This is a genomic window from Nesterenkonia maliinae, from assembly GCF_051262655.1.
In the GTDB taxonomy this organism is placed as follows: domain Bacteria; phylum Actinomycetota; class Actinomycetes; order Actinomycetales; family Micrococcaceae; genus Nesterenkonia.
Genome location: NZ_JBIMEY010000004.1, coordinates 24120 through 49570 on the forward strand (window position 1 = coordinate 24120; position 25451 = coordinate 49570).

At 67.8% G+C, this 25451-nt stretch carries 25 protein-coding genes; 15 read left to right on the top strand and 10 right to left on the bottom strand.

Annotated features, from left to right (window positions below; genetic code table 11):
• Positions 1-171 precede the first annotated feature (171 nt).
• On the bottom strand, positions 172-3393 hold the full coding sequence (locus ACHAA4_RS08900) for a beta-phosphoglucomutase family hydrolase (RefSeq protein WP_435773817.1): 3222 nt from the start codon (positions 3391-3393) through the stop codon (positions 172-174).
• A gap of 167 nt (positions 3394-3560) precedes the next feature.
• Here ACHAA4_RS08900 and ACHAA4_RS08905 point away from each other — a divergent pair, with 167 nt between their 5' ends.
• The 5 genes from ACHAA4_RS08905 to ACHAA4_RS08925 all read left to right on the top strand — a co-directional run bounded on the left by ACHAA4_RS08905 (position 3561) and on the right by ACHAA4_RS08925 (position 8086).
• Positions 3561-4505, top strand: coding sequence for an acyl-CoA thioesterase (locus tag ACHAA4_RS08905; RefSeq protein WP_435773818.1), 945 nt, complete (start codon positions 3561-3563; stop codon positions 4503-4505).
• 11 nt (positions 4506-4516) lie between these two features.
• Positions 4517-5596 carry a CPBP family intramembrane glutamic endopeptidase gene (locus ACHAA4_RS08910; RefSeq protein ID WP_435773819.1) on the top strand — a complete coding sequence of 360 codons (1080 nt, stop codon included), beginning with the start codon at positions 4517-4519 and terminating at the stop codon, positions 5594-5596.
• A 61-nt stretch (positions 5597-5657) separates the two neighbouring features.
• Positions 5658-6968 (top strand): MATE family efflux transporter, encoded by a 1311-nt coding sequence (locus ACHAA4_RS08915; RefSeq protein WP_435773820.1) that lies wholly within the window; start codon positions 5658-5660, stop codon positions 6966-6968.
• Positions 6969-6991: 23 nt separating this feature from the next.
• A complete protein-coding gene (locus ACHAA4_RS08920) occupies positions 6992-7561 on the top strand; it encodes a hypothetical protein (RefSeq protein ID WP_435773821.1) in 570 nt (189 codons plus the stop codon).
• A gap of 114 nt (positions 7562-7675) precedes the next feature.
• Positions 7676-8086 carry a hypothetical protein gene (locus ACHAA4_RS08925; protein WP_435773822.1) on the top strand — a complete coding sequence of 137 codons (411 nt, stop codon included), beginning with the start codon at positions 7676-7678 and terminating at the stop codon, positions 8084-8086.
• A 194-nt stretch (positions 8087-8280) separates the two neighbouring features.
• Here the strand turns inward: ACHAA4_RS08925 and ACHAA4_RS08930 are convergent, their stop codons facing one another.
• The gene (locus ACHAA4_RS08930) at positions 8281-9114 is read right to left on the bottom strand and encodes a CGNR zinc finger domain-containing protein (RefSeq protein WP_435773823.1); all 834 of its coding nucleotides are present in this window, start codon (positions 9112-9114) and stop codon (positions 8281-8283) included.
• 131 nt (positions 9115-9245) lie between these two features.
• Positions 9246-9782, bottom strand: a complete 537-nt coding sequence (locus ACHAA4_RS08935) for an SRPBCC family protein (protein WP_435773824.1) — start codon at positions 9780-9782, stop codon at positions 9246-9248.
• Between the two features lie 102 nt (positions 9783-9884).
• On the opposite strand from ACHAA4_RS08935, the gene ACHAA4_RS08940 reads away from it, so the two are divergent.
• Together ACHAA4_RS08940 and ACHAA4_RS08945 are read left to right on the top strand one after the other, a co-directional pair.
• Positions 9885-11144 (top strand): hypothetical protein, encoded by a 1260-nt coding sequence (locus tag ACHAA4_RS08940; RefSeq protein WP_435773825.1) that lies wholly within the window; start codon positions 9885-9887, stop codon positions 11142-11144.
• Complete coding sequence (locus ACHAA4_RS08945; protein ID WP_435773826.1) at positions 11141-12718, top strand: phytoene desaturase family protein; 1578 nt, start codon at positions 11141-11143, stop codon at positions 12716-12718. Before ACHAA4_RS08940 ends, ACHAA4_RS08945 begins: the two co-directional genes overlap by 4 nt.
• Here the strand turns inward: ACHAA4_RS08945 and ACHAA4_RS08950 are convergent.
• A complete protein-coding gene (locus ACHAA4_RS08950) occupies positions 12715-13404 on the bottom strand; it encodes a LysE/ArgO family amino acid transporter (RefSeq protein WP_435773827.1) in 690 nt (229 codons plus the stop codon). The two genes, ACHAA4_RS08945 and ACHAA4_RS08950, sit on opposite strands and share 4 nt — an antisense overlap.
• A 93-nt stretch (positions 13405-13497) precedes the next feature.
• Between ACHAA4_RS08950 and ACHAA4_RS08955 the strand changes: the two genes are divergently transcribed.
• The 3 genes from ACHAA4_RS08955 (at position 13498) to ACHAA4_RS08965 (ending at position 16778) form a co-directional block, all read left to right on the top strand.
• Positions 13498-14391 (top strand): ArgP/LysG family DNA-binding transcriptional regulator, encoded by an 894-nt coding sequence (locus ACHAA4_RS08955; RefSeq protein WP_435773828.1) that lies wholly within the window; start codon positions 13498-13500, stop codon positions 14389-14391.
• Positions 14392-14464: 73 nt separating this feature from the next.
• Entirely contained in the window at positions 14465-15538 is a 1074-nt protein-coding gene (locus tag ACHAA4_RS08960) for an LLM class flavin-dependent oxidoreductase (RefSeq protein ID WP_435773829.1), read from the top strand.
• Between the two features lie 73 nt (positions 15539-15611).
• Positions 15612-16778, top strand: coding sequence for a hypothetical protein (locus ACHAA4_RS08965; protein WP_435773830.1), 1167 nt, complete (start codon positions 15612-15614; stop codon positions 16776-16778).
• 19 nt (positions 16779-16797) lie between these two features.
• Here ACHAA4_RS08965 and ACHAA4_RS08970 read toward each other — a convergent pair whose 3' ends face one another.
• The gene (locus ACHAA4_RS08970; protein WP_435773831.1) at positions 16798-17337 is read right to left on the bottom strand and encodes a small multi-drug export protein; all 540 of its coding nucleotides are present in this window, start codon (positions 17335-17337) and stop codon (positions 16798-16800) included.
• A gap of 176 nt (positions 17338-17513) precedes the next feature.
• On the opposite strand from ACHAA4_RS08970, the gene ACHAA4_RS08975 reads away from it, so the two are divergent.
• On the top strand, positions 17514-18125 hold the full coding sequence (locus tag ACHAA4_RS08975; protein ID WP_435773832.1) for a TetR family transcriptional regulator: 612 nt from the start codon (positions 17514-17516) through the stop codon (positions 18123-18125).
• The gene (locus ACHAA4_RS08980; RefSeq protein WP_435773833.1) at positions 18122-19705 is read left to right on the top strand and encodes an MDR family MFS transporter; all 1584 of its coding nucleotides are present in this window, start codon (positions 18122-18124) and stop codon (positions 19703-19705) included. The genes ACHAA4_RS08975 and ACHAA4_RS08980 overlap by 4 nt, the downstream gene beginning before the upstream one ends.
• A gap of 129 nt (positions 19706-19834) precedes the next feature.
• Here ACHAA4_RS08980 and ACHAA4_RS08985 read toward each other — a convergent pair whose 3' ends face one another.
• Together ACHAA4_RS08985 and ACHAA4_RS08990 are read right to left on the bottom strand one after the other, a co-directional pair.
• The gene (locus tag ACHAA4_RS08985) at positions 19835-20290 is read right to left on the bottom strand and encodes a hypothetical protein (protein ID WP_435773834.1); all 456 of its coding nucleotides are present in this window, start codon (positions 20288-20290) and stop codon (positions 19835-19837) included.
• A 24-nt stretch (positions 20291-20314) separates the two neighbouring features.
• Entirely contained in the window at positions 20315-20797 is a 483-nt protein-coding gene (locus ACHAA4_RS08990) for a hypothetical protein (RefSeq protein ID WP_435773835.1), read from the bottom strand.
• A 409-nt stretch (positions 20798-21206) separates the two neighbouring features.
• Between ACHAA4_RS08990 and ACHAA4_RS08995 the strand changes: the two genes are divergently transcribed.
• Together ACHAA4_RS08995 and ACHAA4_RS09000 are read left to right on the top strand one after the other, a co-directional pair.
• On the top strand, positions 21207-21920 hold the full coding sequence (locus ACHAA4_RS08995) for a hypothetical protein (RefSeq protein WP_435773836.1): 714 nt from the start codon (positions 21207-21209) through the stop codon (positions 21918-21920).
• Between the two features lie 70 nt (positions 21921-21990).
• On the top strand, positions 21991-22689 hold the full coding sequence (locus ACHAA4_RS09000) for a copper resistance CopC family protein (RefSeq protein ID WP_435773837.1): 699 nt from the start codon (positions 21991-21993) through the stop codon (positions 22687-22689).
• 117 nt (positions 22690-22806) lie between these two features.
• Here the strand turns inward: ACHAA4_RS09000 and ACHAA4_RS09005 are convergent, their stop codons facing one another.
• The 3 genes from ACHAA4_RS09005 to ACHAA4_RS09015 are packed head-to-tail and all read right to left on the bottom strand — an operon-like array spanning position 22807 to position 24769.
• On the bottom strand, positions 22807-23628 hold the full coding sequence (locus ACHAA4_RS09005; protein WP_435773838.1) for an ABC transporter permease: 822 nt from the start codon (positions 23626-23628) through the stop codon (positions 22807-22809).
• Positions 23625-24365, bottom strand: coding sequence for a molybdate ABC transporter substrate-binding protein (gene modA, locus ACHAA4_RS09010; RefSeq protein WP_435773839.1), 741 nt, complete (start codon positions 24363-24365; stop codon positions 23625-23627). Before modA ends, ACHAA4_RS09005 begins: the two co-directional genes overlap by 4 nt.
• Positions 24365-24769 carry a TOBE domain-containing protein gene (locus tag ACHAA4_RS09015; protein WP_435773840.1) on the bottom strand — a complete coding sequence of 135 codons (405 nt, stop codon included), beginning with the start codon at positions 24767-24769 and terminating at the stop codon, positions 24365-24367. Before ACHAA4_RS09015 ends, modA begins: the two co-directional genes overlap by 1 nt.
• A 274-nt stretch (positions 24770-25043) precedes the next feature.
• On the opposite strand from ACHAA4_RS09015, the gene ACHAA4_RS09020 reads away from it, so the two are divergent.
• Positions 25044-25451 carry a YccF domain-containing protein gene (locus ACHAA4_RS09020; RefSeq protein ID WP_106122688.1) on the top strand — a complete coding sequence of 136 codons (408 nt, stop codon included), beginning with the start codon at positions 25044-25046 and terminating at the stop codon, positions 25449-25451.

Here is a 25451-nt window from a genome sequence, read left to right on the forward strand (position 1 = left end):
ACAAACGCAGTAGACCCTGTCCATACGATACGGGATTTTCTGGTTTCCGGAAGGGTCAGGCGAGGAATTCCGGCCCATCACGGTGTGTGAACGTCGTCTATCCAGCACGACGGCCCGCCGGTGAGAACCGGGCGGGCCGTCGTCGTTCCTATGCTGTTGCTGCCTTCGGGCTCAGACCTCGGCGGGCTGGCGCTGGTGCACTCGTGCGGAGTGCTCCAGCTTCACCGTCCAGGTCTCACCCGGGGCCATGGTCTTGCGGTTGCCCTCGACGTTGACGTCGATCGGCTCCGCCGAGCCTTCGGAGAGCTTGAGCTCCACCTCTGCATGGTTGATCGAGACCACGATGGGCTGATTGCGGTAGCGCATCCGGAAGGTCAGCGCGGGCAGCTCATCGGGCAGCAGCGGGTGCAGCCACAGCGCATCCGCACGGGTCTCCACCCCGCCGTAGCACCGCAGCACCATGTCCACGGTGCCCGCCATCGCGCCCAGGTGCACGCCTTCTCGGGTGGTGCCGCCCTGGGTGTCGGCGAGGTCAGCCTCCAGCGCCTCCTTGAACAGGTTCCAGGAGCCGGAGCGGTCGAATCGGGCCGCCACCCAGCCGTGGACCAGCCGGGAGAGCGTGGAGCCGTGGGAGGACCGGGCCAGGTAGTACTCGACCGTGCGGCCGAAGTCTTCCATGGAGAGCGTGTACCCCATGTGGTCCAGGGTCTCGACGAGCTCATCGGCGGAGAAGATGTAGCAGAGCATCAGCACGTCGGCCTGCTTGGAGAGCTTGTACCGGTTGGTCGAGTCCCCCTCGGCCTGCAGGATCAGGTCGAGCCGGCCGATGTTGCCGTACTTCGCGCGGTAGCCCTCCCAGTCGAACTCCTCCAACGCCTCATAGCCCTCGAACTGGCTGATCACGTTGTCCTCGTGGAAGGGCACGTGCAGCCGCTTGGCGATGTGCTCCCAGTGGTCCAGCTCGTCTTCGAAGATGTCGAGCCACTCCGAGAGCGGGTCATCGCGCCCGTCGAGGTCGCGCACCAGCCGTGAGGTGTGGCGCAGCATCCAGGAGGTCAGCACGTTGGTGTACGCGTTGTCGCGCAGACCCGTCCCGGGCGCCTCGGCGGTGCCGTCGTGGTACTCGTCCGGGCCCATCACGCCATCGATGCTGAACCGGTCGGCCTCGGCGTCGTAGGTGGTCATGGAGACGAAGAACCGGGAGATCTCCACCAGGATCTCGGCCCCATAGTCGGCCAGGAAGGTGTAGTCCTGCGTGGTCTCGAAGTACTGCAGCACCGAGTACGCGATCGCCAGCGAGACGTGCCGCTGCCGGTGGGAGTTGTCCGGCATCCACATCCCGGAGCGAGGGTTCCACAGCTCGCTGGGAGTCTCCTCGCGGCCGTCGGAGCCGGCCTGCCAGGGGAACATCGCGCCGTCGTAGCCCTCGCTGCGGGCCATCGAGCGGGCCTCGCTGAGCCGCCGGTAGCGGTAGAGCAGCAGTCCACGGGTCAGTTCGGGCCGGCGCAGGGTGAGCATCGGGTACATGAACATCTCATCCCAGAAGAGATGTCCCCGGTAGCCCTCACCGGTGAGACCGCGCGCGGGCAGCGTCGCATCCAGATCGTGGCGGGCGCCGAAGGCGGTCTGCAGCACGTGGAAGGTGTGCAGGTTCAGCGCCATCTGCTGCCGGGAGGCGTTCTCTCCGATGGAGACGGCGAAGCGGTGCCAGAGCACGCCCCACATCTCCTCGTGATAGGTGAGCATGGTGCGGAAGCTCGAGGCCCGCTGGACCTTCTTGACCGCGTTGTGCCAGACCGTGGAGATCGCCTGGTCATGGGAGTTCGAGACCGCCGCGATCTTCTCCAGGATCACCGGCTTCCCGGACTCCAGCGCCAGCGAGATGTCGTGGCCCGCCACGAGTTCACCCTCGTGGATCGCCCGGCGCATCGGGTTGCTGGTCCCTGAGGTGGTCACCGTGGTGCGGGTCGCCAGGGCGATGCGCACCTCGGACTGGTTGGTCTGGGTCTCCAGCAGCACCGTCTCGCCGTCGACCTCGCGCGACTGCACCGGTTCCAGGTGGTTGCCGGCAAGCTCACGGTCGGCGTCGACGTTGCGGTTGGCCACCCGACCATCGATCATCGAGCGCACGTTGACGTTGCCGGACCAGTTCTCGGCCTCGATCTTCAGCTCCAGCGCGGCGATCTGCACACCGGCCAGGGACTGGAACTGACGCATGGTCACCTTGGTGCGACGCCCATGGAGGTCCTGGTAGCGGGCGATCCGGGTCACCACGCCGCGGCGCATGTCGAGTTCCTGGTGGTAATGGATCAGCTCCGGCGAGCCCGGCAGCAGCGGGGTCCCGGCATCCGGGGTCACCTGCAGGAAGGTCCAGTCCGGCACATTGACCATGTGCTCGGTCTCCACGGTCTTGCCCATCAGGTCGGTCTTGAGACGGTTGAACACCCCGGCGATGTAGCTGCCCGGGTAGTGCGTCGCATCGGCCGCGGTGCCCGGGTAGTGCCCGCGGGTGCCCCAGTAGCCGTTGGCCATCGCCATCAGGACCTCGCGGGTGGGCTCCAGCTTCGGGTCGAATCCCTCATAGGAGAGCACCCAGTCGGAGTCATACGGGCGGGTGGTGCGGGTGGAGAGGTTCATCACAGCGAGATCGGTGACGACGACGTCGGCGCCCGCCTCCTTCAGCCGGGCCGGGTCATCGCCGCGGTTGAGTCCCACGACCATGCCGAAGTCCCCGGCGCGTCCGGCCTGGACACCAGAGGCCGCATCCTCGATCACGATGGTGTCCTGGGGCTCGACCCGCAGCAGGTCCGCGGCGTGGAGGAACATGTGCGGGTTCGGCTTGCCCGGCAGGCCCAGCTCGAGCGCGTCGGAGCCGTCGACGATCACGGTGAACGCGTCGAGCAGACCGGCGATGGTGAGCACCTCGCGGCCGTTGCGCGAAGAGGTAACCAGCGCGGTGGGGATCCCGTCCTTGCGCAGCTGGGTGATCAGCTCGACGGTGGTGTGGAAGACCTCCACGCCGTCGCGGGCGAGCACCGATTCGAAGTAGCCCTGCTTGCGGGCGGCGAGCCCGTTGACGCTCAGCGTGTCCGGCGCGTCATCGAGGCGGCCCTCGGGGACCTCGAGATTGCGCGCCTTCAGCAGCGACCGCACCCCGTCCTCCCGGGGTCGGCCGTCGACGAAGTTCAGGTAGTCCTCTTCGGTGAACTCCGGCTGTGGGGAGCCGGCGATCTCCGGCAGGGCCGTGTCGAAGAGTTCCTTCCAAGCGCGCGTGTGCACCCCGGCAGTGTCGGTGACGACCCCGTCCATATCGAAGATCACGGCACGGAAATGACGCAGCGCGTGACGCTTGGCTTCAGCGCTGTGTCGGAAGGGGTTCTCAAAGGGGTGCATATCTGCCTCACGCTGAGATAGTTCAAAGGTCGGGTGGCTGCCCATGGACGGGACGCGTCCGGTCGGGCACGGTGCCCCATCCTAGGTCTCTAGGGTCCACGATATACACCCGGCGGGTTACCACCTATGGCGCAGGTCTCCCACGCGGGGGTGCTAGCGTCGTTGTCATGGCGCGGCGAAGCAGCATCGAACTGACTTTTCGAGAGGTGGCAGGCACCTCTCCGGACTCCTATGTGGCCGCCGGCACGGTGGTGGACTGGATTGATAAGACCGCCTACGCCTGCGCGGCCTCCTGGACCCGGACCGACTGTGTGACCTCCTATGTGGGCAACATGCACTTCACCGTCCCGGTCCCGCGCGAGACCCCGGTCACGGTGCAGGCCCGGGTGGTCCACACCGGGCGCACCTCGGTGCACATCCAGACCCGGGTGCTGATCCGCAAGGACGAGGGCTGGGTGGTGTGCACCGAGTGCTTCATGATCTACGTGGCGGTGGGCGACGACGGCGAGCCCGCCGCGGCGGCAGCCTTCGAGCCGCAGACCGAGCTGGAACGACGACGGGACCTCGACGCCTCCCAGCGGATGGTCTACCGCCGGCAGATGGAGGAGACGATCCAGTCGCTGCCCGATGGCATCGGCAGCTCCGAGGCGCTGACCCTGCGCTTCCTGGCCGACACCGACGAGCGCTACCCCGATGGCAAGATCCGCGGCGGTGCAGTGATGAAGTGGATCGACAAGACCGCCGAAATCTGCGCGGAGCGGTACAGCGGCCACGACGTCGCCGCCGTGCTCACCGGCGGTGTCCGCTTCTACCGTCCGGTGACGGTCGGGGATCTGGTGGAGGTCGATGCCCGGCTGGTGCTCACCGGGTCCAAGTCCATGCACGTGCTGGTCCGCGTCCGGGCCGGTGACCGTCGCGAGAAGCATCCCGCGGTGGTGGCCTATGGGCTTCCGGTGATGGTCGCCCCGGACGGCGAGGGCTCGGCCCGGCCGATCGCTCCGTGGGAGCCGATCACCGATGAGGACCACGCGGTGGCGGCCCAGGCCCGGAAGCTGCGCGACCTGCGCAACGCCACCTTGTTGACGCCGAGCCCCCTCACCTCACAGAACTAAGCTGGTACGCGATGACTCAGCCTCCGCAGAGCCCCTATGGCCAGAACCCTTACGGCCAGAACTCCTACCGCCGGGACGCGGGCCACCCGGCGCCCGAAGCCTATGGACAGCCGCCGTACCCCTACGGCCAGCCCCCGCAGGATGCCTGGCCGCAGGGTCATCAGCACGTCCAGCCGCAGCAGGGTGGCTGGCCGCCGGCGTCGCCCCCGCCGCGCAAGCGGCAGAGCGACTCTGAGCCGGGCCGGTTCATCTGGGGTGATCTCATCGCCGTGCTGGCCTATGTGGTCGTGATGCTCGTCGGCGGCGTGAGCCTGCTGGCCCTCGTCCCGCCCTTCTCCACGATGCTCGGCTCCGGGGTCGAGGAGCAGGAGCAGCAGGCGCTGTTCCTGCTCAACGTCATCGGCTATTCGGTGATGGTGGTCCTCGCTCTCGCCTTCTCCGCCAAGGCGCTCATCCGATCGATCCGGGCCTTCGGCTACCTGTGGTGGTTGAAGCTGCTGTTGGTCCCCGTGGCGTGGGTGGGCACGCTGATCATCACCGCGGCGCTGGTGCTCAGCCTCGGCGGAGAGCCGGAGACCTCGGAGAACCAGCTCGCGATCGAGTCGATGCTCACGTTCGTGCCGTTCCTCGCCGCGGTGCTGGTGATGGGTCTGCTGGGCCCCTATGTGGAGGAGTACTTCTTCCGCCACCTGATGATCGGCAAGCTCTCGCGCTATATCAACATCTGGATCTGTGGCGTCCTCTCGGTGATCACCTTCCCGCTGCTGCACTTCATCCCGGCCCTGGTGATGATGCTCGCCGACCCCGGCGCTCCCACGGACCTGACCCTGATCTCGGTGGTGCCATATGTGGTGATGGGCTCGGTGTTCACCCTTGCCTACATCCTCACCGGGCGCTCGCTGGTCTACGCCTGGCTGCTGCATGCCTTCAACAACGTCATGGCCCTGGTCATGGCCTACTTCGTCCAGCCCCAGCTGGAGCAGTTCCTCGAGGACAGCGGCATGGATCAGATGCCAGGTCTCCTCGCGCACACCGGTGCGGTGCTGCGCGTGCTCACCGAGACGACCCTGGCGCTGACCGGCGGCAAGTGAACTCGCAGCGCCCCTGATGTCCCCGCCCCCTGAGCCTGTGCCGTCGCGCGACCCACGCCCGATGGGACGCCAGATCCTCGCCCTGGCGGTCCCCGCCCTCGGGGCGCTGGTGGCCGAACCGCTGTTCCTCCTCGCAGACACCGCGATCATCGGCCGGCTGGGCGTCGATGAGCTCGCCGGAGCGGCCCTGGGCATCACCGTGATGCACACCGTCACCGGACTGATGATCTTCCTGGCCTATTCCACCACCCCCGCCGTCGCGCGCCTGATCGGAGCAGGTCGGCTCTCCCGGGCGCTTGCCGCGGGCCGTGACGGACTCTGGCTGGCGGTGATGCTCGGCGTGGTGCTGGCCCTCGCGGGCCTGGCCTTCGGCGAGTCGCTGCTGATGGCCATGGGCAGCTCCGGAGAGATGCAGGTCCACGCCTGGAACTATCTGCTCTGGTCGCTGCCCGGGGTGCCCGCGATCCTGCTGGTCTTCGCCGCCGTCGGGATGCTGCGCGGACTGCAGGACACCAAGACCCCGCTGGTCGTGGCCGCCGTCGGCTTCGGCGCGAACATCGTGCTGAACCTCGTGCTGGTCCATGTCGTGGGGCTGGGAACCGCAGGCGCCGCGCTGGGCACCTCGATCGCCCAGTGGGGGATGGCGGTGACCTACCTGGTGATGCTCCTGCCCAGGATGCGGGCCGCTGGCGTGCCCCTGGGCGTGGACCCGATCGCGCTGCGCCAGACGGCCAGCGTGGGCTCCTGGATGATGCTGCGCACGGTCTCGCTGCGCGCCGCCATCGTCGCCACCGTCCTGATCGCCACCGACCTGGGACCGCATACCCTCGCCGCGCACCAGGTGGCGTTCACCATCTTCTCCACCCTGGCGTTCGTGCTCGACGCGCTGGCCATCGCCGCGCAGGCGCTGATCGGCAAGGAGCTCGGCGCCTCGCGGGTGAGCGAGGCCAGGGCGATGACCCGCACGATGATCCGCTGGGGGCTCGGGTTCGGCGTGATCACCGGGGGCCTGATCGCGCTCGCGGCACCCTTCGCCCCGGCGCTGTTCACCCCGGACGCGCGCGTCGCCGCCGGCATCACCGCCGCGCTGCTGGTCATGGCGGTGGCCCAGCCGCTCGCCGGTTTCGTCTTCGTGCTCGACGGCGTGCTCATGGGCGCCGGTGATGTGCGCTACCTCGCCGTCGTCGGCCTGGTGAACCTCGCGGTGTACCTGCCGGTGCTGTGGTGGATCTCCAGCGCCGGGTTCAGCGGGACCGAGGCGATTCTCTGGCTCTGGGCCGGGTTCGCCGTGGTCTTCATGGGGGCCCGCGGGGTCACGCTCGGGTTCCGCGCCCGCGGGGACCGCTGGATGGTCGCCGGCGAGCACCGCTGAGTCTCAGCGGTAGACTCTGAGGCGTGTCTGTGCAGAAGATCCCCGCCTCCACCGCCGAAGAGCTGACCCGTCCGGTCTGGCTCCGCGCGGTCGTCACCGTCGTCTTCGCAGTGGTCGCGATCTTCTGGCAGGAGGAGACCGTCACCCTGCTGAAGATCTCCATCGCGGGCTTCTTCGTGCTCGGCGCCACGGCTGTCTGGGACTACGCCAAGGTCGACGCGGTGCCGATCTCGCTGCGCGGTCCGCTGGCCATGGGTGCCGCGGCCTGGGTGCTCTCCGGTGTCGCGGTGATCTTCGTGGACACCGCCGCTGCCGCCGCCGTGATCGCTGCCATCGGATTCGCCGCGATGGGCCTGGCCGAGCTCGTCGGTGGCTTCCGAGCCCGACACGACTTCGTGCCTGCGCGGGACCAGATCATCCTCGGCACCGTGGGCGTGCTGACCGGCCTCGCACTGGGAATCGGCCTGCAGCTGGACCCACACGGGATCCTCGGGGTCGCCGGCATGGGCGTGGTCATCATGGCCGTGGTGCTCTTGATCAGCGGCGCCGGACTGCTGCATGACGCCAAGCGCGGACGGGCGTCGACTCGTTGAGTCGCTGAATCGTCCCGGTTCTACTACAGGACGTAGAATTGATCTGGTGGTGCCACGCCGCAGGCGCGGCCCACCAAAGACCAGATACCGATGCTCAGGAACGAGGAAATCTCAGTGGCTGAAGACGACAAGGGGCGCCGATCTCTGCTCGAGACGGTCAAGGCTCCGCTGATCTTCTCGTTCGCCATGGGGTTCTTGGCGGGCTTCGTCACGCTGATCACCTCTTCCGGCGGCACGGACAACCCGGCCCGGATGGATCTGGGACTGATCGCATTCGGGATCGGGTTCATCGCGACGCTGCTCGTGATCTCGATGCTCCACCTGGCCTCGCGGGAGAACCCGGAGCACCTGGCAGAGGGCTCCGGCGTGAATCGGAACTCCGAAGAGCTCTACCGCCAGCAGGTGGCCAAGCGCCGCGAAGACGCCCGCCGCAAGAAGGCCGACGAGGCCGCCCAGGCCCGGAGAGATGCCGGTGAGCCCGAGGGCGACGAGCCGACCTATGGGCGTCGCGACGACCGCCGCTGACCGGCGCCCGCACTGAGTCTGGGCGCACTGAGTCTGGGCGCACTGATGCTGGGCGCACGGATTTTGGGCGCGCTGATCCCGAGCCCACTGACTCCGGCCTTTCAGCACCAGCACCAGACGACCCGGGATCACGCTCCCTGACTGACAAGCACGTCACAGCCTCCTGTTTCCGTGACGGTCCCTCAGTCATGCGTTCATTTCTTGACCTTCTTCTTCTCTTTCTTCAACTTCTTGGTCGATTTCTTCTCGCGCTTCTCCATCAGCTCGTCCCGCATCCGATCACGGAACTCCTTGGCCGCCCGGGCGGACTGAGAGGTGGGCACTTCGATCTGTGCCGCCTTCTCCGCCGCGCTCGGCTTGACCAGTCGCGGACTGTCCAGCGTGTCCGCGGAGGCTCCCACGTGCCGGGACGAATGCACCGCAGCGGCGGCCGCCTCAGGTGCCGTGGAGAACGTCTTGCGATGCGCCGCCTGGCGTGCCCGGTAGGCCCGCACATGAGCGCGGTTGGCACAGTTGCCGAAGTCGCAGAACAGACGCGAGCGATTGCGTGTGAGGTCGATGATGACCGCGTCACAGCTCTCACCCTTGCAGGTCCGCATCCTCGCCGTCTCATCCCGCACCACCAGGTGCTGGATGGCGGCGGCGACGCTCGCCGTCATCACATCTGCCAGGTCCTTCGACGCCGGGACCGGCTCAGCGCGGTACTCGCCGTCGGCACCGCGCGCGACCTTGAGCCCCACACCGTCCAGCAGCTCGTTGAGCACCTGCACCGGGGCATCGGACTCGATCGGCGTCGAGCTCCAGATCCGCTGAACCTTGTCACGCAGGTGCTGCACCTTCTCCAGCTGCGCGCGATCAGCGCCGGAGGACGCCCACCGCATCCCCGGATCTCGCGAACCCAGATATTCCTTGAGCTGCGTCACCGTGGTGAGCTGGTCCAGACCGGGCGTGGCACTGCGCAGTCCAGCACTGGTGTTGACCAGGTCTGCTGCCGCTACGAGGGTCCGGTCAGTATCAACATCGAACATGCATCTCCTCTCCCGAGGTCATAGCACCCGTCCGAGATCCGCGGCCTCGCGGCGGCGGGCGCTGGTGTGCGCCTAATGCTAGTCCATCGGCGGCGCAGAACCGCGGTTGGTCCACGGGCCGGATGCCGTGCTCAACTGTCAGGGCTGAACCGATTCTGCAGCCTGGAGAGCGAGGCCTCGATCCCATGCCCGTTGCGGGAGTGCACCTTCGAGAGTCTCAGGGCCGCTCGCACGACTCGCAGCTGATTCCGTGCGTCATAGGACTCGGTGACCACTGTGCGGCTCGGGTCCGCCGGGACCGGGGCCATCTCCCAACGCCACCGGTGCCCGGTGGGCTGAGCCCACTCCAGCACGCCTGCCCGCTGCGTCGTCGGCGGCGCTGCAGTCAGCACCCGCAGCGGCAGCCGATACGGAACTCCGAAGACTCGCATGGCCACGCTGAAGCGATCACCGGTCTGCAGCCGATGCGGACCGAAGGCCCGGCTCTGCACGGTGCCCGACCCGTCGAGCTCGTGATGCCGGTGCGGATCCGCGACCAGGGCGAAGAGCTCCTCCGCAGAGGCGGCGACCTCCGCGCTGAAGGCCACGACATGGTCACCTCGATCCACCCGCTGCGGCGGGCCAGGGGCGTCTCGGGGACCGGGTGCCTCAGGTGTCGGAGTGCTCATGAGTGCCCAGTCTAGGGCGGCACTGGCCACCGGAGAGGTCCGTTCGCTGGGAGTTCACCGCACCAGCTTGCCAGAAGCTGTCGCGGCGGCAAGGCTTGAGCGGTGATCAGATCCCCGTCCACCCATGGCACCGCCCGCCGACTTGCGGCGCAGGCCGCGGTGGAGGAGGCCTCCCACCCCGCGGAGACCACCCGTTCCCAGGCCGAGACCCAGGCCCGGCTCCAGGTGCTCATCGAGTCCCGAGCCATCTGGTGCGCCATCGGCGGAGCGCTCATCGGGCTCGGACTGGGATTCTTCGTGTTCGGCGATCACCGACCGCCGCTCGCCGGGGACGAGTCCATCCAGGTCTACGGCTCCGTGGTCGGCGGAGTCACCGCCGGGCTCGCCTTCCTGCTGGGCTTCTCACTGAACACCCGACTGGCAAACATCTGGCTGGGCCAGCGGCCGCGGATCCGGCAGGTCATGGACACTCTCGCGCTGCTGGTGGTCCATGCCTCGATCGCGGTGATGGTCTCACTCGGACTCTTCCGGGTCTTCCAGGAGGCCTTCATCGGGCTGACCGTGGACCACATCGCGGGAGCGGTGCTGCTGGCCATCGTCGGGGGCACCTCCGGATACTTCAGCTTCAACTCGGGCGCGCGGATCAATGCGTTCACCCTCTCCACGCTGCTCGCGATCTTCACCGCCTCCGGCGTGCTGGTCTCGATGATCTTCGCGGAGAATCCGTTCTGGTGGCACGTGATGTTCTCCGAGCTGGGCACCGGCCAGGCCGGGCTGACCTCCTTCTGGACCTTCAACACCACACTCGTGGTCTCCGGAACGATCATCACCACCCTGACCGCGTTCATCACCCGGGATCTGGAGATCTGGTCCGACCACATCACCGTCACCCGCGACGAGGCGCTGGAACAGCGTCAGGAGGACCGGCGTCGGCGCGACGGCAAGCTCCCCCTGGCGGTCCGTTTCACCGGCGCGGTGAGCCGGCACGTCTCCAGCCCGCGGATCGGGATGCTTCGGACGGTGATGATCGCCATGGGCATCTCCCTGGCCGGGGTCGGGCTGGTGCCGATCAGCCTGCACCATGACATCCACGTGCTCTTCACCGCCGGCTTCGGGCTCTCCTTCCTGATCCTGCTGATCGGCATGCCCTACCTACTGCCCGGCTTCCCGCGCACCTTCTACCTGGTCAGCTACCTGGCCGCCGCAGGCGTGATCTTCGCAGGCGCCCTGTGGGAGCCCATCGGCTACTACAACCTGACATCATTGGAGCTCATCGGCGCCGCCGTGCTGTTCTCCTGGATGGTGGTGTTCATCCGCAACATCGCGGCCCAGGTCGCCCAGCTGAAAGGTCCCTTCTCATGAAGCGAGCCGCTGTCGTCGGGTCCGGTCCGAACGGGCTGACCGCCGCCTGCCTGCTGGCCCAGGCCGGCTGGGAGGTGACCGTCTATGAGGCCGCCGACGCGCCTGGAGGCGCGATGCGCTCAGCCGAGCTCTTCGCGGGCGAGCTCGGGCGCGGGGTGCCCGGCGGGGAGGGCGTGATCAGCGACCTCGGAGCCAGCGTGTTTCCCTTCGGACCGCCTCCGGTCCCCGGCGTCGAGCGCCACGGCCTTGAATACGTCCACCCGTCGATCCCCGCCGCTCACGGGCTCGACGACGGCGCACCGCCGGTCCTGCTGCACTCCTCGGTCAGTGACACCGCCGCCGGGCTGGGCCCCGACGGCGCCGCCTGGACCCGGATCTTCGGCCCGGTGGCCCGGGACTGGGACCGGGTGCTGCGCGCAGGGATGACCCCGGTGACCGCACCGCTGAGCAACCTGCAGTCTGACTCCGCCGCGCGTCGGCTACAGTCCCTGGCCCAGATCGGGGTGCGCGGCGCCTGGCCGGCGACCTGGCTGCAGCAGATCTTCACCGAAGCTCCGGCCAAGGCGCTCTTCGCCGGCCTCGCCGGGCATGCCACCACCGACCTGCGAGGGCCCCTGACCTCAGCCTTCGGGCTGCTGCTCGGCACCGCCGCACAGGTCAGCGGCTGGCCGGTGGCTCGCGGAGGCTCCGGCGCGGTGGTGAGCGCACTGGTCGCGGAGCTCGAATCCCATGGCGGCAGGGTGGTCACCGACCGCAGGATCACCGGCCTCGAGGAGCTGCGCCAGCCCGGCGCCACTGGGACCCCGGCGCACATGCCCGACGCGGTGCTGCTGGACCTGTCCCCGCGGCAGCTGCGCAGCTTCGGCGGACTGCGGCTGCCGCGCGGCTACTCACGGGCGCTGAGCCGGTGGAACTACGGCACCGGTATCGTCAAGATCGACTACCTGCTCGAGGGCCCGATTCCGTGGAGGCATGAGTCCATGGGCCAGGCCGGCACCGTGCACCTGGGAGGCGGAGCCTCGCAGATGGCCGCCTCCGAGGCCGCCGCCGTGCGCGGCACGCTGCCCGGGCGGCCCTATGTGCTGCTGACCCAGCCCAGCGTCGCCGACCCCTCCCGAACCCCCGACGAACGCACCGTGGCCTGGGCCTACGCCCATGTGCCTGGCGGGCTCTCCGGGCCTGCGGTGACACGCGCTGCGAAGATGATCGAGGCCGAGATCGAGGCCCAGGCCCCCGGATTCGGCGCAGCCGTGCAGGCGCGCAGGCTCTGGAGTCCCGCGGACCTCCAGGAGTGGAACCCCAATCTGGTCGGCGGTTCGATCAGCGCGGGCGCCCCGACGCTGCGCCAGTTCCTGGCCCGCCCGGCGCTGCGCGCGGACCCCTACCGGGTGCCGCATGTCGACGATGAGGCGCCGGGCGCCCCAGAAGGTCTGACCGCTTCAGGTGCCGGTGGTGTGAGCCCCGGCGGTTCTGGTCCGGATGTCTACCTCTGCTCGGCCTCGGCGCCTCCGGGCGGCGGAGCCCACGGGATGGCCGGGTTCCATGCCGCCCAGTCGGTGCTGCGCCGACACTAGAAGCCGCTGAACGCCAGCAGACCGGCGACCACGAGCATGATCGCCCCGACGAGGATGTCGAGCACCTGCCAGGTCCGCGGCCGGTTGAGCCACTTGGAGAGCGCCGCACCGCCCAGGGCCAGTGCGCTGAACCAGATGATCGAGGCCAGCACCGCGCCGCCGGCGAAGAGCCAGCGCTGATCCCCGAAGGTATTCGCCATGGTGCCCAGCACCACCATCGTGTCCACCCAGGCGTGCGGGTTGAGGATGCTCACGCTGAGCCCGGTCGCGGCGATCGCGGAGATCCGGGTGACCTGGACTCGCTGAGCCTGTTTCACGCCGCTGCCGCCTCCGCCGGAGCCGACGGGTGCGTCGTCGTCCTGCTGGCTGGAGAGCTCGACGTGGACCTCGGGCTTCAGCGCCTGACCCGCGCGGCGGGCCGAGCGGAAGGAGCGGTAGGCGAACCAGGTCAGGTAGGACACGCCCAGCCAGCGCAGCACCTCCATCAGCCACGGCGCGTGATCGAGCACCGCACCAACACCCGCGGTGCCCAGGGCGATGAGCAGAATGTCGCCGAAGATGCAGCAGGTCACCGCCAGCAGCACGCGATCCCGGCGCAGGCCCTGGCGCAGCAGCCAGGCGCTCTGCGGGCCGATCGCGACGATGAGGGCCAGGCAGGTCAGGAGTCCGGTGAGCAAGATGGTCATGGCTCCATCTTGGAACCCGCACCCCTATCCGCACCAGCTCATGATCCTTCACTATCTGAAGCAATGCTTCAGATTTACGACTAGGCTGGACCTATGAACACCGATCACCTGCGTGCCTTCGTCGCGGCGGTGGACGAGGGGACCTTCGAGTCTGCCTCGGCGCTGCTGCAGATCTCCGGTTCCGCCTTCTCTCAGCGCATCAAGGCCTTGGAGAAGGAGGTGGGCCACGTGCTGGTCACCCGAACGGTCCCCGTGGTGCCCACGGAGTCCGGAGCGGAGCTGCTGCGGATCGCCCGGCAGACCGTGATGCTTGAGGATGAGGCGCGACGGAGCCTCGGCTTCCATCGAATTCCCGGGCAGGCGGCGCCCACCGTCACCCTCTCGGTGGCCGTGAATGCCGACTCCCTGGCCAGCTGGTTCCTGCGGGTGCTGCAGGAGGCTGCCACCTGGGACGACGTGGAGCTGCACTTCTACGCCGAGGACCAGGAGCACACCCACGAGCTGCTGCGCAACGGCACGGTGGCCGCTGCGGTGGCGGAGAACCCTGCACCGGTCTCCGGCTGCCGCTCCACCGTGCTGGGGGTGATGCGGTACTGGCCGGTTGCGAGCACCGAGCTGCTCGACCGGCACCGTTCCACCGCCGGGGTGGTGGACTGGCAGCGGGTTCCGCTGGTGGAATACGGCATCCGGGATTCGCTTCAGCGCACCGGCCTGCGCCGGCTCGGGGTCTCCGGGACTCCGACGACTCATATGGTGCCCTCGGTGGAGGCCTATAACGCGGCCGTCGGCTACGGACTGGGCTGGGGGATGATCCCCGAGTCGATGATGCCCGCCGGGGTGATGGAGGGGACTCATCGGGATCTGGCGATCGTCGAGGAGATCGGTCAGCAGGAGACCACCCTGCACTGGCAGCACTGGTCCAGCACGACCTCGGCCATGGACCGGCTGACGGCGGCGGTGCGCCGGGCCGCGGCCCGGATGAGCTGAGCGGGAGTTCGAAGATCCTCAAGTCCTTCAAATTTTGAGGAATGAACTGGGGTGGGTCTGCGTTGCACCGACCATGAGCATCAGCACAGAGCGCCACAGCGACCATTTCGAACTCGGCCTGCACACCTTCGGGGACGTTACCAAGACCCTCGACGGCGAGCAGGATGTCCCACAGCCCCAGGTGCTGCGCAACGTCCTGGCCGAGGCCAAGATGGCCGACGCCTCGGGAGTCGACGTGATCGGCATCGGCGAGCACCACCGCCCCGACTACGCGATCTCGGCACCCGATGTGGTGCTCTCCGCGATCGGCGCCGCCACCGAACGGATCAAGCTCGGCTCCGCCGTCACCGTGCTGTCCTCCGACGACCCGGTGCGCGTCTACCAGCGCTTCGCGACCATCGATGGGCTCACCAACGGCCGCGCCGAGGTCTCGCTGGGCCGCGGCTCCTTCATCGAGTCCTACCCGCTCTTCGGCTACGACCTCTCCGACTATGAGCAGCTCTTCGAGGAGAAGGTCGAGCTCTTTACCCGGCTGCGCTCCGAGGGCCCGATCAGCTGGCAGGGCAACACCCGCGGCTCGCTGAACAACCAGGAGATCTACCCCAAGACCGATCACGAACACGGCCTGCCCACCTGGATCGCGGTCGGCGGCACCCCCAACTCGGTGGTTCGCGCCGCACGCCATGGTCTGGGCCTGGAGCTGGCGATCATCGGCGGCGCCCCCGAGCGCTTCCGCCCCCTGGCCCAGCTCTACCAGAAGGCGCTCGATGAATTTGGTCACAGCGGCAACCGCCGGATCGCGGTGCACTCCCACGGATTCGTCGCCCCCACCGACGAGGAGGCGCTGGACGTGTTCTACCCGTCCTGGGCCGAGTCGATGGCGAAGCTCGGCCGAGAGCGCGGCTGGGGCAACGGCCACCCCTCACGGGCCCAGTTCGAGCAGGAAGTCCACCAGGGGGCCCTGTATGTAGGCTCCCCCGAGACTGTGGCCAAGAAGATCGTGCGCACCCAGAAGCTGCTCGGCAACACCCGATTCGGCATGAAATACGGCAACGCCAGCCTCGCGCATGAACACATGATGAGTGCTATCGAGCTCTACGGCACCCAGGTGAAACCCCTGGTGCTGGACATGCTCAGCGACTCCTGAGCCGCTGGTGAGCAGTGTCAGCGCGGCATCAGTGCGCTGACACTGCTTCGAGTCGCAACGGTACTGTGGTGACATGGCATCGCAGGAGACGCGCGAAGAGACGCATGAGGACCGGAGTCAAGGAACGGCACCAGGGCAGCAGGACACCCAGAACCAGGGTCAGGTCGCCCAGTACCCCGAGACGGACCTGCCTGTCCGCGACGGAAGCATCGTGGTCTACTCTGACCCGGGCCGCACCTCCCTGCTCGTGCGCAAGATGCTCCAGCAGCCGCAGCGCGGCCGCCGTTCCGGCTGGGCCCGCGGCGCCGAGGTCACCCAGCAGCAGGTGCTGATCCCGCTGCGCGATGACGCCACCCTGGACCTCGAGGTGGCCAAGCGCTGGGCCCGCGAGGCCGAGGCCGATATGACGGTCATCGTCACCGAGATCCCACGCATGGCCGGGGAACGCCCCAAGACGGCGGAGCTGCACTTCGCCGACCGGCTCGCGATCATCTCGCTCCCCGCGCTGGGGCCGACGTTGATCATGCATTCGCTGCGCCGCGAGCTGCACCGTGTGGTCACCGCACTGATCAACGAGTCCGTGGAACCGGCGCGCCAGTACGGCGGCTACTACGCCCATGTCGAGGAGCAGAAGGGCGATGACACGTTCTTCATCTCCCCAGGGATGCTGTTCCCGGGGCGGTTCTGGATGACCTTGGGGATGGTCGCGGCGAACGAGCCGTTCTGGTCTCTGCCCAAACTCTCCGGCGTCTTCGCCGCCGCGGCGGCCACCGGCGCCTTCGGCATCTTCTTCACCACGATCTGGGAGATGGCCAGCTTTCTGCCGCACTGGCGACTCGCCATCGTGTCGGTGGCCGCGATCACCATCGTCAGCGCCTGGCTGATCATCAGCAACCGACTCTGGGACAAATCCGCTGCCGTCGGGGGCGCCCGCGAAGCCGCGATGTACAACATCTCCACGGCGGTGAGCCTGCTCACCAGCGTCACGGCGCTCTATCTGGTGCTCTTCGGCTCCATCCTGGTCGTCGGGCTGCTGCTGATCGAACCAGGGTTCATGGCTGACACCCTGGGGGAGGAGACCGGCTTCATCAACTACGTCGAGATCGCCTGGCTCTCAGCATCCTTGGGCACCTTCGCCGGCGCGATCGGTGCGAACTTCGATGACAGCGTGGAGCTGAAGAACCTCACCCAGGGATCCCGCGAGCTTCAGCGCTACCCGAAGGACGCCGAGCAGCGCTGAGCCTGCCCGCGCGGTCTGACTACGCGATCAGCGTGAGTCCCCAGATGGTGAGCAGCGCGAACCCGACGCCCCAGAGAATCACCGAGACCAACATCCATGCCATCACCGCGTGACGTGAGGCGCCGAAGGACACCATCAGCGGGGCGGTGAACTGGCTGGGCAGTGCCAGCGGCCCCAGGATGGACACGCCGGGCACTCCGAAGCGGTCGAAGATCCGGCGGACCTTCTCGCGCTTGGCGGACTTCTGTGGATCCATCTGTTGCGGACGCTTGTGCAGGATCGCGGTGCGCACCCAGTGCGCCACGTAGACGACCAGGATCAGCGAGAGCATGTTGCCCACGACGGCGGCGATGATCGCCACCACGGGGTGCATCCCGGCAAGGATCCCGATCGGAGCGCCGAAGAACGACTCCACGAAGGGTACGGCGGAGATCAGGATGACGCCGAGCCATTGCAGCGCGGCGGGCAGCTCCTGGGTCCAGCTCTGCAGGCCGGCGACCCAGCTGTCCCCGTCCACGGTGGTCGCGACGTCGGTGGCAAGTGTGAGTGATTCTATCATTGCCTCATTCTTTCTGAGGATCACCTCGGGTGCGTCAGCCCGAGGGGTGATCTGCGGCTGAGGTGGGCATCAGGAGATTGGCCCGCTCTGCCGACGCTGGATCAGTCACGCCTAGACGTGGTGAACCCCAGTTACTTGCACTTGTGCAAATTTGTATCAGTGCATAAGATGCACTGGTGCAAGAAAATCTGACGCAGCGCAAGCGCAACCAGCGCGACACCTGGAACGCCATCCACCAGGCAGCCTTCGCCCTGGCTTCTGCCAACGGCCCTGGAGCGGCCACCGTGGATGAGATCTCCGCCCGGGCGGGAGTCTCTCGGCGCACGTTCTTCAACTACTTCCCGGTGAAGGAGGATGCGGTGCTGGGGACCCGGTCAGCGGAGCTCGACCCGGCCGTCGTCGAACGCTTCCATGCCTCCACCGAGGATGAGCTCACCCGCGTGGTGCATCTGTTCGTCTCCGTGGTGCGCACCTGTCTGCCGGAGGAGACCGCCGCGCAGCGCCGCGCGATCATCGCCGAGCACCCGCAGCTGCGCGCCCGGCTCGCCGAGCTGCTCGCCCAGGTGGAACGGCTGGTCTACTCAGCCGTCCACTCCGAGGCGGACCAGGGCGGGATGCACCTGCCCGAGGGGGCCGGCGCCCACGCCTTCGAGGCGCTGCTGGCACTTGCCGGCGGCATCACCAAGTTCGCCTTCTCCCGCTATCACGAGTCCGGCGCGGAGAGCCTGGACCCCTTCATCAGCGAGACCATCGCCCTGTTCAGAAAAGTCGTGGAGACCACCCGATGACCAGTCCAGAGACCTCCTCGGTGCCGAGGATCGACCCATCAGCAGCACATGACGCCGAACCGGCCGCAGACGCCAGCGCCCCGTCTGAGCCGGAGACCGGGCACCTCAGATGGATCTTCAGCGCCCTGATCCTCGCCATGCTGATGGCCTCCCTGGGCCAGACCGTGCTGGCCACCGCGCTGCCCACCATCGTCGGAGAGCTCGACGGGGTGGAGCACATGGCCTGGGTGATCACCGCGTTCATCCTCGCCTCGACCGTGATGATGCCGGTCTACGGCAAGCTCGGAGACATGTTCGGGCGCAAGCCGCTGTTCATCTTCGCGATCATCGCCTTCGTCATCGGCTCTGCTCTCGGCGGCGCCGCGGACAGCATGTCCCAGCTCGTCGGAGCCCGCGTGATCCAGGGCATCGGCGGCGGCGGTCTGATGATCCTCTCCCAGGCGACCATCGCCGACGTCGTGCCCGCGCGCGAGCGCGGCCGCTACATGGGCGTCATGGGTGGGGTCTTCGCGTTCTCCTCGGTGGCCGGCCCGCTGCTCGGCGGCTGGCTCACCGACGGTCCCGGCTGGCGCTGGACGCTGTGGATGAACGTCCCGCTCGGCGTGCTCGCGCTGATCGGGATCGTGCTGCTGCTGAAGCTGCCCGCGCGTGAACCCGAGGCGCGAGGGCGCATCGACGTGTGGGGGATGGCGCTGCTGGGCGTCGCCACCACCGCGGTCGTGCTGGTGGCGACCTGGGGCGGCGGCGAATACGCCTGGACCTCCCCGATGATCCTGGGTCTGCTGGCCACGCTGGTCGTCTCGGGCCTGCTCTTCACGTGGATCGAATACCGGACGCCGGAGCCGATCCTGCCGCTGATGCTGTTCCGCAACCGCAACTTCGTGCTCACCATGGTCGCCGGACTGATCACCGGTGTGGCGATGTTCGGCGCCCTGGGCTACATGCCCACCTACCTGCAGATGGTCACCGGCTACAGCCCCGCGCAGGCGGGCATGCTGATGATCCCGATGATGGGCACCCTGCTGGTGGCCTCGATCATCGTCGGGCGCCGGGTGAGCAAGTCAGGTCGCTACAAGAAGACGATGGTGATCGGCAGCGTGATCACCGCGCTGGGCCTGGGGCTGCTCTCCACGGTCAGCGCCGACTCCCCGGTGATCCTGGAATGCCTCTACCTCGGGGTGCTCGGGCTCGGGCTGGGCTGCACCATGCAGCTGCTGACCCTGGTCGCGCAGAACTCCTTCGCGCTGCGCCATGTGGGCACCGCCACCGCGGGACAGAACTACTTCCGCCAGGTCGGGGCCACGCTGGGCTCGGCCGTGATCGGATCGCTCTTCGCGACCCGGCTCACCGAGATGCTCACCGAGCGGCTGCCCGCCGACGCCGCAGGCGGGGTCGGTGCGAACTCGCTGACCCCGGAACTGGTGCGCGGCCTGCCGGATTCGATCTACACGGTGGTCGTGGAGTCCTATAACGAGGCCCTGGTGCCGTTGTTCCTCTGGATGGTGCCGCTCGCGCTGATCGCGACCGTGATGCTGCTCTTCGTGGAGGAGAAGCCGCTGGCGACGACGCTGGACCGCTGAGCCCGCCGCCGCGCGGCCCCTCGTCTCATCGAGCGGGCGATTTGCGGGATTTTCAGACCCGGATCCGCTCGGAGAATCCCGCAAATCGCCCACTGGATGCGGCAGGCGCCGACTCTCCCTGCTGTGGGCTCACCTTCGCGGGGTGTCAGGCCTCCGTAGTCTCCGGACGAGGCTCTCCGCCCCGCCGGTGACGCCCAAGACGACCCCTGTGCCGAGGCTGCTGCCGATGAGCACCATGATCGCCCCGACGAGCCACAATCCGGTGCTGTCCTGACTGGCCGCGGTCACGCTCCAGGCCACGGTGAGCGACGGCGGCAGCAGCAGCACGGACTTCCAGTGCCGCCCCCACGAGGCGGGCAGGGCGACCGCCAGCAGGGTGATCCCGCAGCCGATCACCTGCCAGGCCTCGTAGGGGCCGTGCTCCAGCCCGGTCACCGGGTCCACCTGATATTCCTGGTCCCACCCCATCCAGGCGAACCACGCGCCGGCGGATCCCAGGACCACAAAGACGGCCCAGGCCGCTAAGTGCGGGCTTCGCCGCGAGTGACCGGGATCCTTGGATCCAGGCTGTGGAGTGGTGGTCATCGCGTCATTATGTTCGAGGCTGTGTCAGTCGCGCAGCGACACGCTGGAGCTGCCGGCGAAGGGGGACCTTGGCAGCGCGTGCTCAGGCCGGGCGAAACGCGTGATGCCCAAGACGATCAGTGTCCCCATGACACTGCCGAAGGCCATGAAGCCTGCCCCGACGAGCCAGAGGCCCGTCATGTCCTCGCTGCTGGCGGTCACGCTCCAGGCAAGAGTCAGCGACGGCGGCATCAGCAGCACCGTGGGCCAGTACCGGTGCCAGGACGTCACCACCGCTATCCCCACGAGCAGGACGCCGCAGACCAGGAACTGCCACGGGATCCACGGGCCATGCTCCACGCCCGTCGCCGGGTCATAGGTGTAACCCAGGTGCCAGGGCAGCGCGGCAAATGTCCCGAACCAGACCCCGACCGTGCCCAGGACGACGAACGCCGCCCATCCCGCGAGGCGCAGAAGCCGCTGGGGCCATGAGTCGCGGGTGGCTGTCGGCGCTGGGGTGATCGTCATAGCGTGATTATGTTCGACCTCAGCGGATTCGGGTCGAGACGCACCGCGACGAGCGCAACCGTTCGATAGACGAGAGTCGACGACGATGGGTTGAACTCAGAAGACCCGTGTCACGCTGTCGTTGCTCCTGGATGGAGACCCGCATTGGGAATGAGTCATCGGGCCCATTGGGTGGTGGCAGCACTTCTCGGTCCAAGGATCTTATTCATCGCAGATCTTCCGCAATGAGCTATAAGCAGCCTTTCTGGGGCCTGCGGTGGAGTCGCTCTTTCTCCGCCACGCGGTCGCCATCCGCTGCCTCAGGGAACAGGCCAACCTTGAGTGGGCCGTCGGGACCTCGCTCCCACCCCGCCCGAGTTCTACACGCTGTAGTAGACTCGCCCGCATCAGCCGAGGGAAGGGGTCTCCAGTGGTCAGTGCCGCGGACTTCACCCCTTCTCCACGCCCCGTCACCGGTGCGGCACGGCTGATCCGTGGCCTGCTGGCCGCGAGTCTGGCCATCGGCTCCGCGACAGTCTCCCATTCCCTCGCCGGACATCACATGCCCCACTGGATCGTCATCGTCCTGGCGTTCGCGGTGAGCCTCCCCGTGTGCGCCTCGCTCTCCGGAGTCCGACTCAGCCGGGCCCGGCTCGGCGTCGCCGTCGTGTTCAGCCAGGCGGTGCTCCACAGTCTCTTCGCACTCCTCCCGGCCGCCGGAGCATCGGCCAGCACCACGGTCTCCCGTGGCTCGGCGTCCAGTGATGCGCTGTCCAGTGGTGCGGTTTCCAGTGATGCCGTGGCCCACGCCGGGCACGCGGCGCATGACCACGCCGTCGTCATCACCGCGGCAGCACAGGCCAGCACGGTCACCCAGGTGCTGCCCGATGCGCCGATGATCTTCGCCCACGTCCTCGCGGCACTTTTCACCTTCGCGGTGATCCGTCGCGGTGAGCTGATTCTGCACGCCCTCAGCGGTCTGCTGCTGCTTCGCCCGGCGCTGCGGCTGTTCCTGCGCCCGGTCTCGCTGGCCGGTCCACGCGCCATTCGTGCACATGATTCCTTCACCACCGTGATCCTGCGGGATCTCTGGTGCGGCAGGGGTGCGCAGACCCTGCGCGGACCGCCGGTCCTCGTGAGCTGACACCGCCACGTGGTTCCCACGGCTCGACGCCGGGGGCGCCAGTCACTCCACGACGGAAAGCACCACTCTCATGTCAACAAGCGTCTCCACATCCCGCACACCCAACACCGGACGCCAGCGCGCCGGCCGCATCACCGCCCTCTCGACCACCGCCGCACTCGGCCTGGCTGTCACCACCATGGCGGCTCCCGCCTGGGCGCACGATTCACTCATCTCCTCCACTCCGGGGGCGGGCGCAGTGCTGGAACAGAGCCCGGAGGAGGTCACCCTGGAGTTCTCCGGCGGAGGACTCACCACCGGGGAGTCCATCGCCAACGTCATCGAGGTCAGCGATGCGGACGGCGAGAACTGGGCGGGTGAGATCGAGATCGAAGGCGCCACCATGTCCACCGAACTCTCCGAGGAGCTTCCCGGCGGTGACTACACGGTGGCCTACCGGGTGGTCTATTCCGACGGGCACGCCGAAGAGAGCTCCTTCGAGTTCGAAGTGGCGGACGCCCCGGCGGAACCGACGCCGGAGCCCTCAACTGCGACCGAGACCGAGCCGGAGAGCGAGCCCACGGCTCCAGAGGACGACGACGCCGCCGACCCCACCACCGCCGATTCTGACCAGGCGGATGAGCCGGTCGCCGGCGACGCCGCTGCGGAGACGCAGCAGAATCCAGGTCTGCCGGTCTGGGCAGTCGTCGTCGGGGGCATCGTGGTGGCCGGACTGCTCGCGGCGATCGTGCTGGCGGTCCTTCGCGGGCGGAAGAGCCCCCGCGCCTGATCCGCGAGGACGCCTGGCCGCCAGCGTCCCCACATCGCAGGTGCACAGCTTCTCGCGCCTGCCCTGCCCCTGAGGTTGCCCCTGATCCGTCGACCCGCCGGAATGTGCCCACCTGGCCTACATGGCCGGGCGTCTCGCTCCGGCGAGGCCGACGACCAGGACCGCGGCGGCGATGAGCAGCAGCGACAGCGCCACTGCCGCATCGGGGTCCGTCTCGCGCTGCAGGTAGATCTCCAGGGGCAGGGTGCGCGTGACGCCCTCCAGACTTCCGGCGAAGGCGATGGTCGCGCCGAACTCCCCGAGTGCCCGGGCGAACGCCAGGATGGCCCCGGAGATCAGGCCGGGCATGATCAGCGGGAGCATGATCGTACGCAGCACCGCGGTGGGGCCGGCGCCGTCCATCACGGCGGCCTCGATGACGTGCGGATCAAGCGCGTGCAGGGCGTTCTCGACCGTGATCACCAGGAAGGGCATGGCCACGAAGGTCTGGGCGAGGATCACCGCCGTCGTCGAATACGCGATGTTGATGCCCAGCGCGCTCATCGACTCCCCCAGGAGTCCCTGGCGTCCGAAGGTGTAGAGCAGGGCGACGCCGCCCACCACCGGGGGCATCACCATCGGCAGGAGCACCAGGGACCGCAGCACGCCGTGGCCGCGGAATCTCAGCCGGGACAGCACGAACGCCATCGGCACACCCAGGATCACGCACAGAACCGTGGACGCGCCGGCGGTGCGCAGGCTGAGCATCAGGGCCGAGATCGAGGATGAGGAGGTGACCAGGGCGGGGAACTCATCCCAGGACACCCGGAGCACGATCGCGAGGATCGGGACCAGGATGAGGGCAATCCCGATCGAGGCGGGAAGGAGCAGCCATCGAGGGCTGGACGAGGCGTGCCGACCGTTCTTCGGGCGAGGCATGACCGGCGAGGCGAGTGTCATGGCCGACCGAAACCGGCCTCGTGCAGAATTGCTTGCCCCTGGTCGCCTTCGACGAACGCCAGGAACTCCTCTGCGGCTCCGGGGTTCTCCGAAGACTCCAGGGTGGCGATCGGGTACCGGTTCACGACGTCCTGGGACTCCGCGAAATCGATTCGCTGGACGTCCGCGCCTGCGGCCGAGGCGTCGGTGACAAAGACGAGTCCGGCATCGGCCTCACCTGCACGGACCTTCCCCAGGACGTCGGTGACGGCCGATTCTTCACTTGCCGGGGAGAGCTCGACGTCGGCCGCTTTCGTGACCTGTGCGGCGGCGGCCCCGCAGGGCACCTGGGGGGCGCAGATCACGGTGATCACGTCGTCACCGGCGAGATCGGTCAGATCCTCCACTGCGGCAGGATTGTCTTCGGGCGTGACGATCGTCAGGGTGTTGGAGGCGAAGATCGCCGGCGTCCTCCGGGTCAGAGCCTCGACGCCGTTCATCGTGACCTCATCCGCGGAGGCGAAGACATCGGCGGGCGCACCCTGGCCGAGCTGAGCCGCCAGGTCTGCGGAGCCCGCGAAGTTGAAGCTGACCTCGACGTCGGTATCTCGCTGAAACTGCTCCCCGATCTCGGTGAAGGACTCGGTCAGCGACGCAGCGGCGAACACCTGGATTGTGTCCGTCGGCTCCTCGGGTGAGGCGCACGCGCTGAGCAGCATCAGGGACAGTGCCGATGCGGAGGCCAGGAGACGCTTCATCAGGGCTCCTTCATCGGCTTCTCCAGCACCACCTGTGTGGCCTTCACCGATGCCGTGGCGATGACCCCGGGCTCCAGTCCGAGCTCGCGCACGGATTCCGTGCTGAGCAGGGAGACCACACGGAATGGTCCGCACTGCAGCTCGACCTGGGACATCACCGGGTTGCTGTGGACCGCGGTGACCAGGCCGGTGAATCTGTTCCGGGCTGAGCTCCGGGTATTGCCGGAATCGCCGGGGGCAGAGGCGCGGGCCTTGGCGAAGTCCGCCAGTTCGGCCCCGTCGAGCACTTTGCGCCCGTGGGGGTCGTCCTCGGCGCGCAGCTGACCCTTCGAGATCCAGCGACGCACGGTGTCGTCGCTGACGCCCAGGAACTGGGCTGCATCAGAGATTCGAATCTGCGGCATCAAGAGAGCGTATCAGCCGCAAAAGCAATCTTCTCGCTTACTTAAAGGCTCAAGTGCAGACCGCGGCGTCCTTTCCGAGGAGGAGGTCGCAGAGCTCCTTGGATCGCTGATCGAGCAGACGGTGCTGCACGGCAAGGCGGGGGAGCATCGGGGTCGCAGCCTCTCCGATGAGCAGCTTCGCGTCTTCGGACCGCGGCTCATCGACTCCGATTCGGGACCGCTTCCCTTCTGAGCGCCGCCGCGAATGCTATTGAATAGAGGCATGAACTCCATGATCTCTACGATTCTCAATGTCATCTGGCTGGTCTTCGGTGGTCTGTGGCTGGCCCTGGGCTACTTCCTCGCCGGGATCATCTGCTGCCTGCTGATCATCACGATCCCCTTCGGACTGGCGTCCTTCCGGATCGGGGCCTACGCGCTGTGGCCGTTCGGTCGCACGATCGTGGACCGCAGTCCCCGGGGTGCAGGCCTGTTCACCACGATCGGCAACGTGATCTGGGTCCTGGTGGCAGGAATCTGGATCGCCATCGGGCACGTGCTCACCGCGATCCCGATGTTCATCAGCATCATCGGCATCCCGCTGGGCATCGCAAACCTCAAGCTGATCCCCGTCTCGCTGATGCCCTTGGGCAAGGTCATCGTCACCTCGAACGCGGTGCTGCCGACCTACCGCCACGCCTGA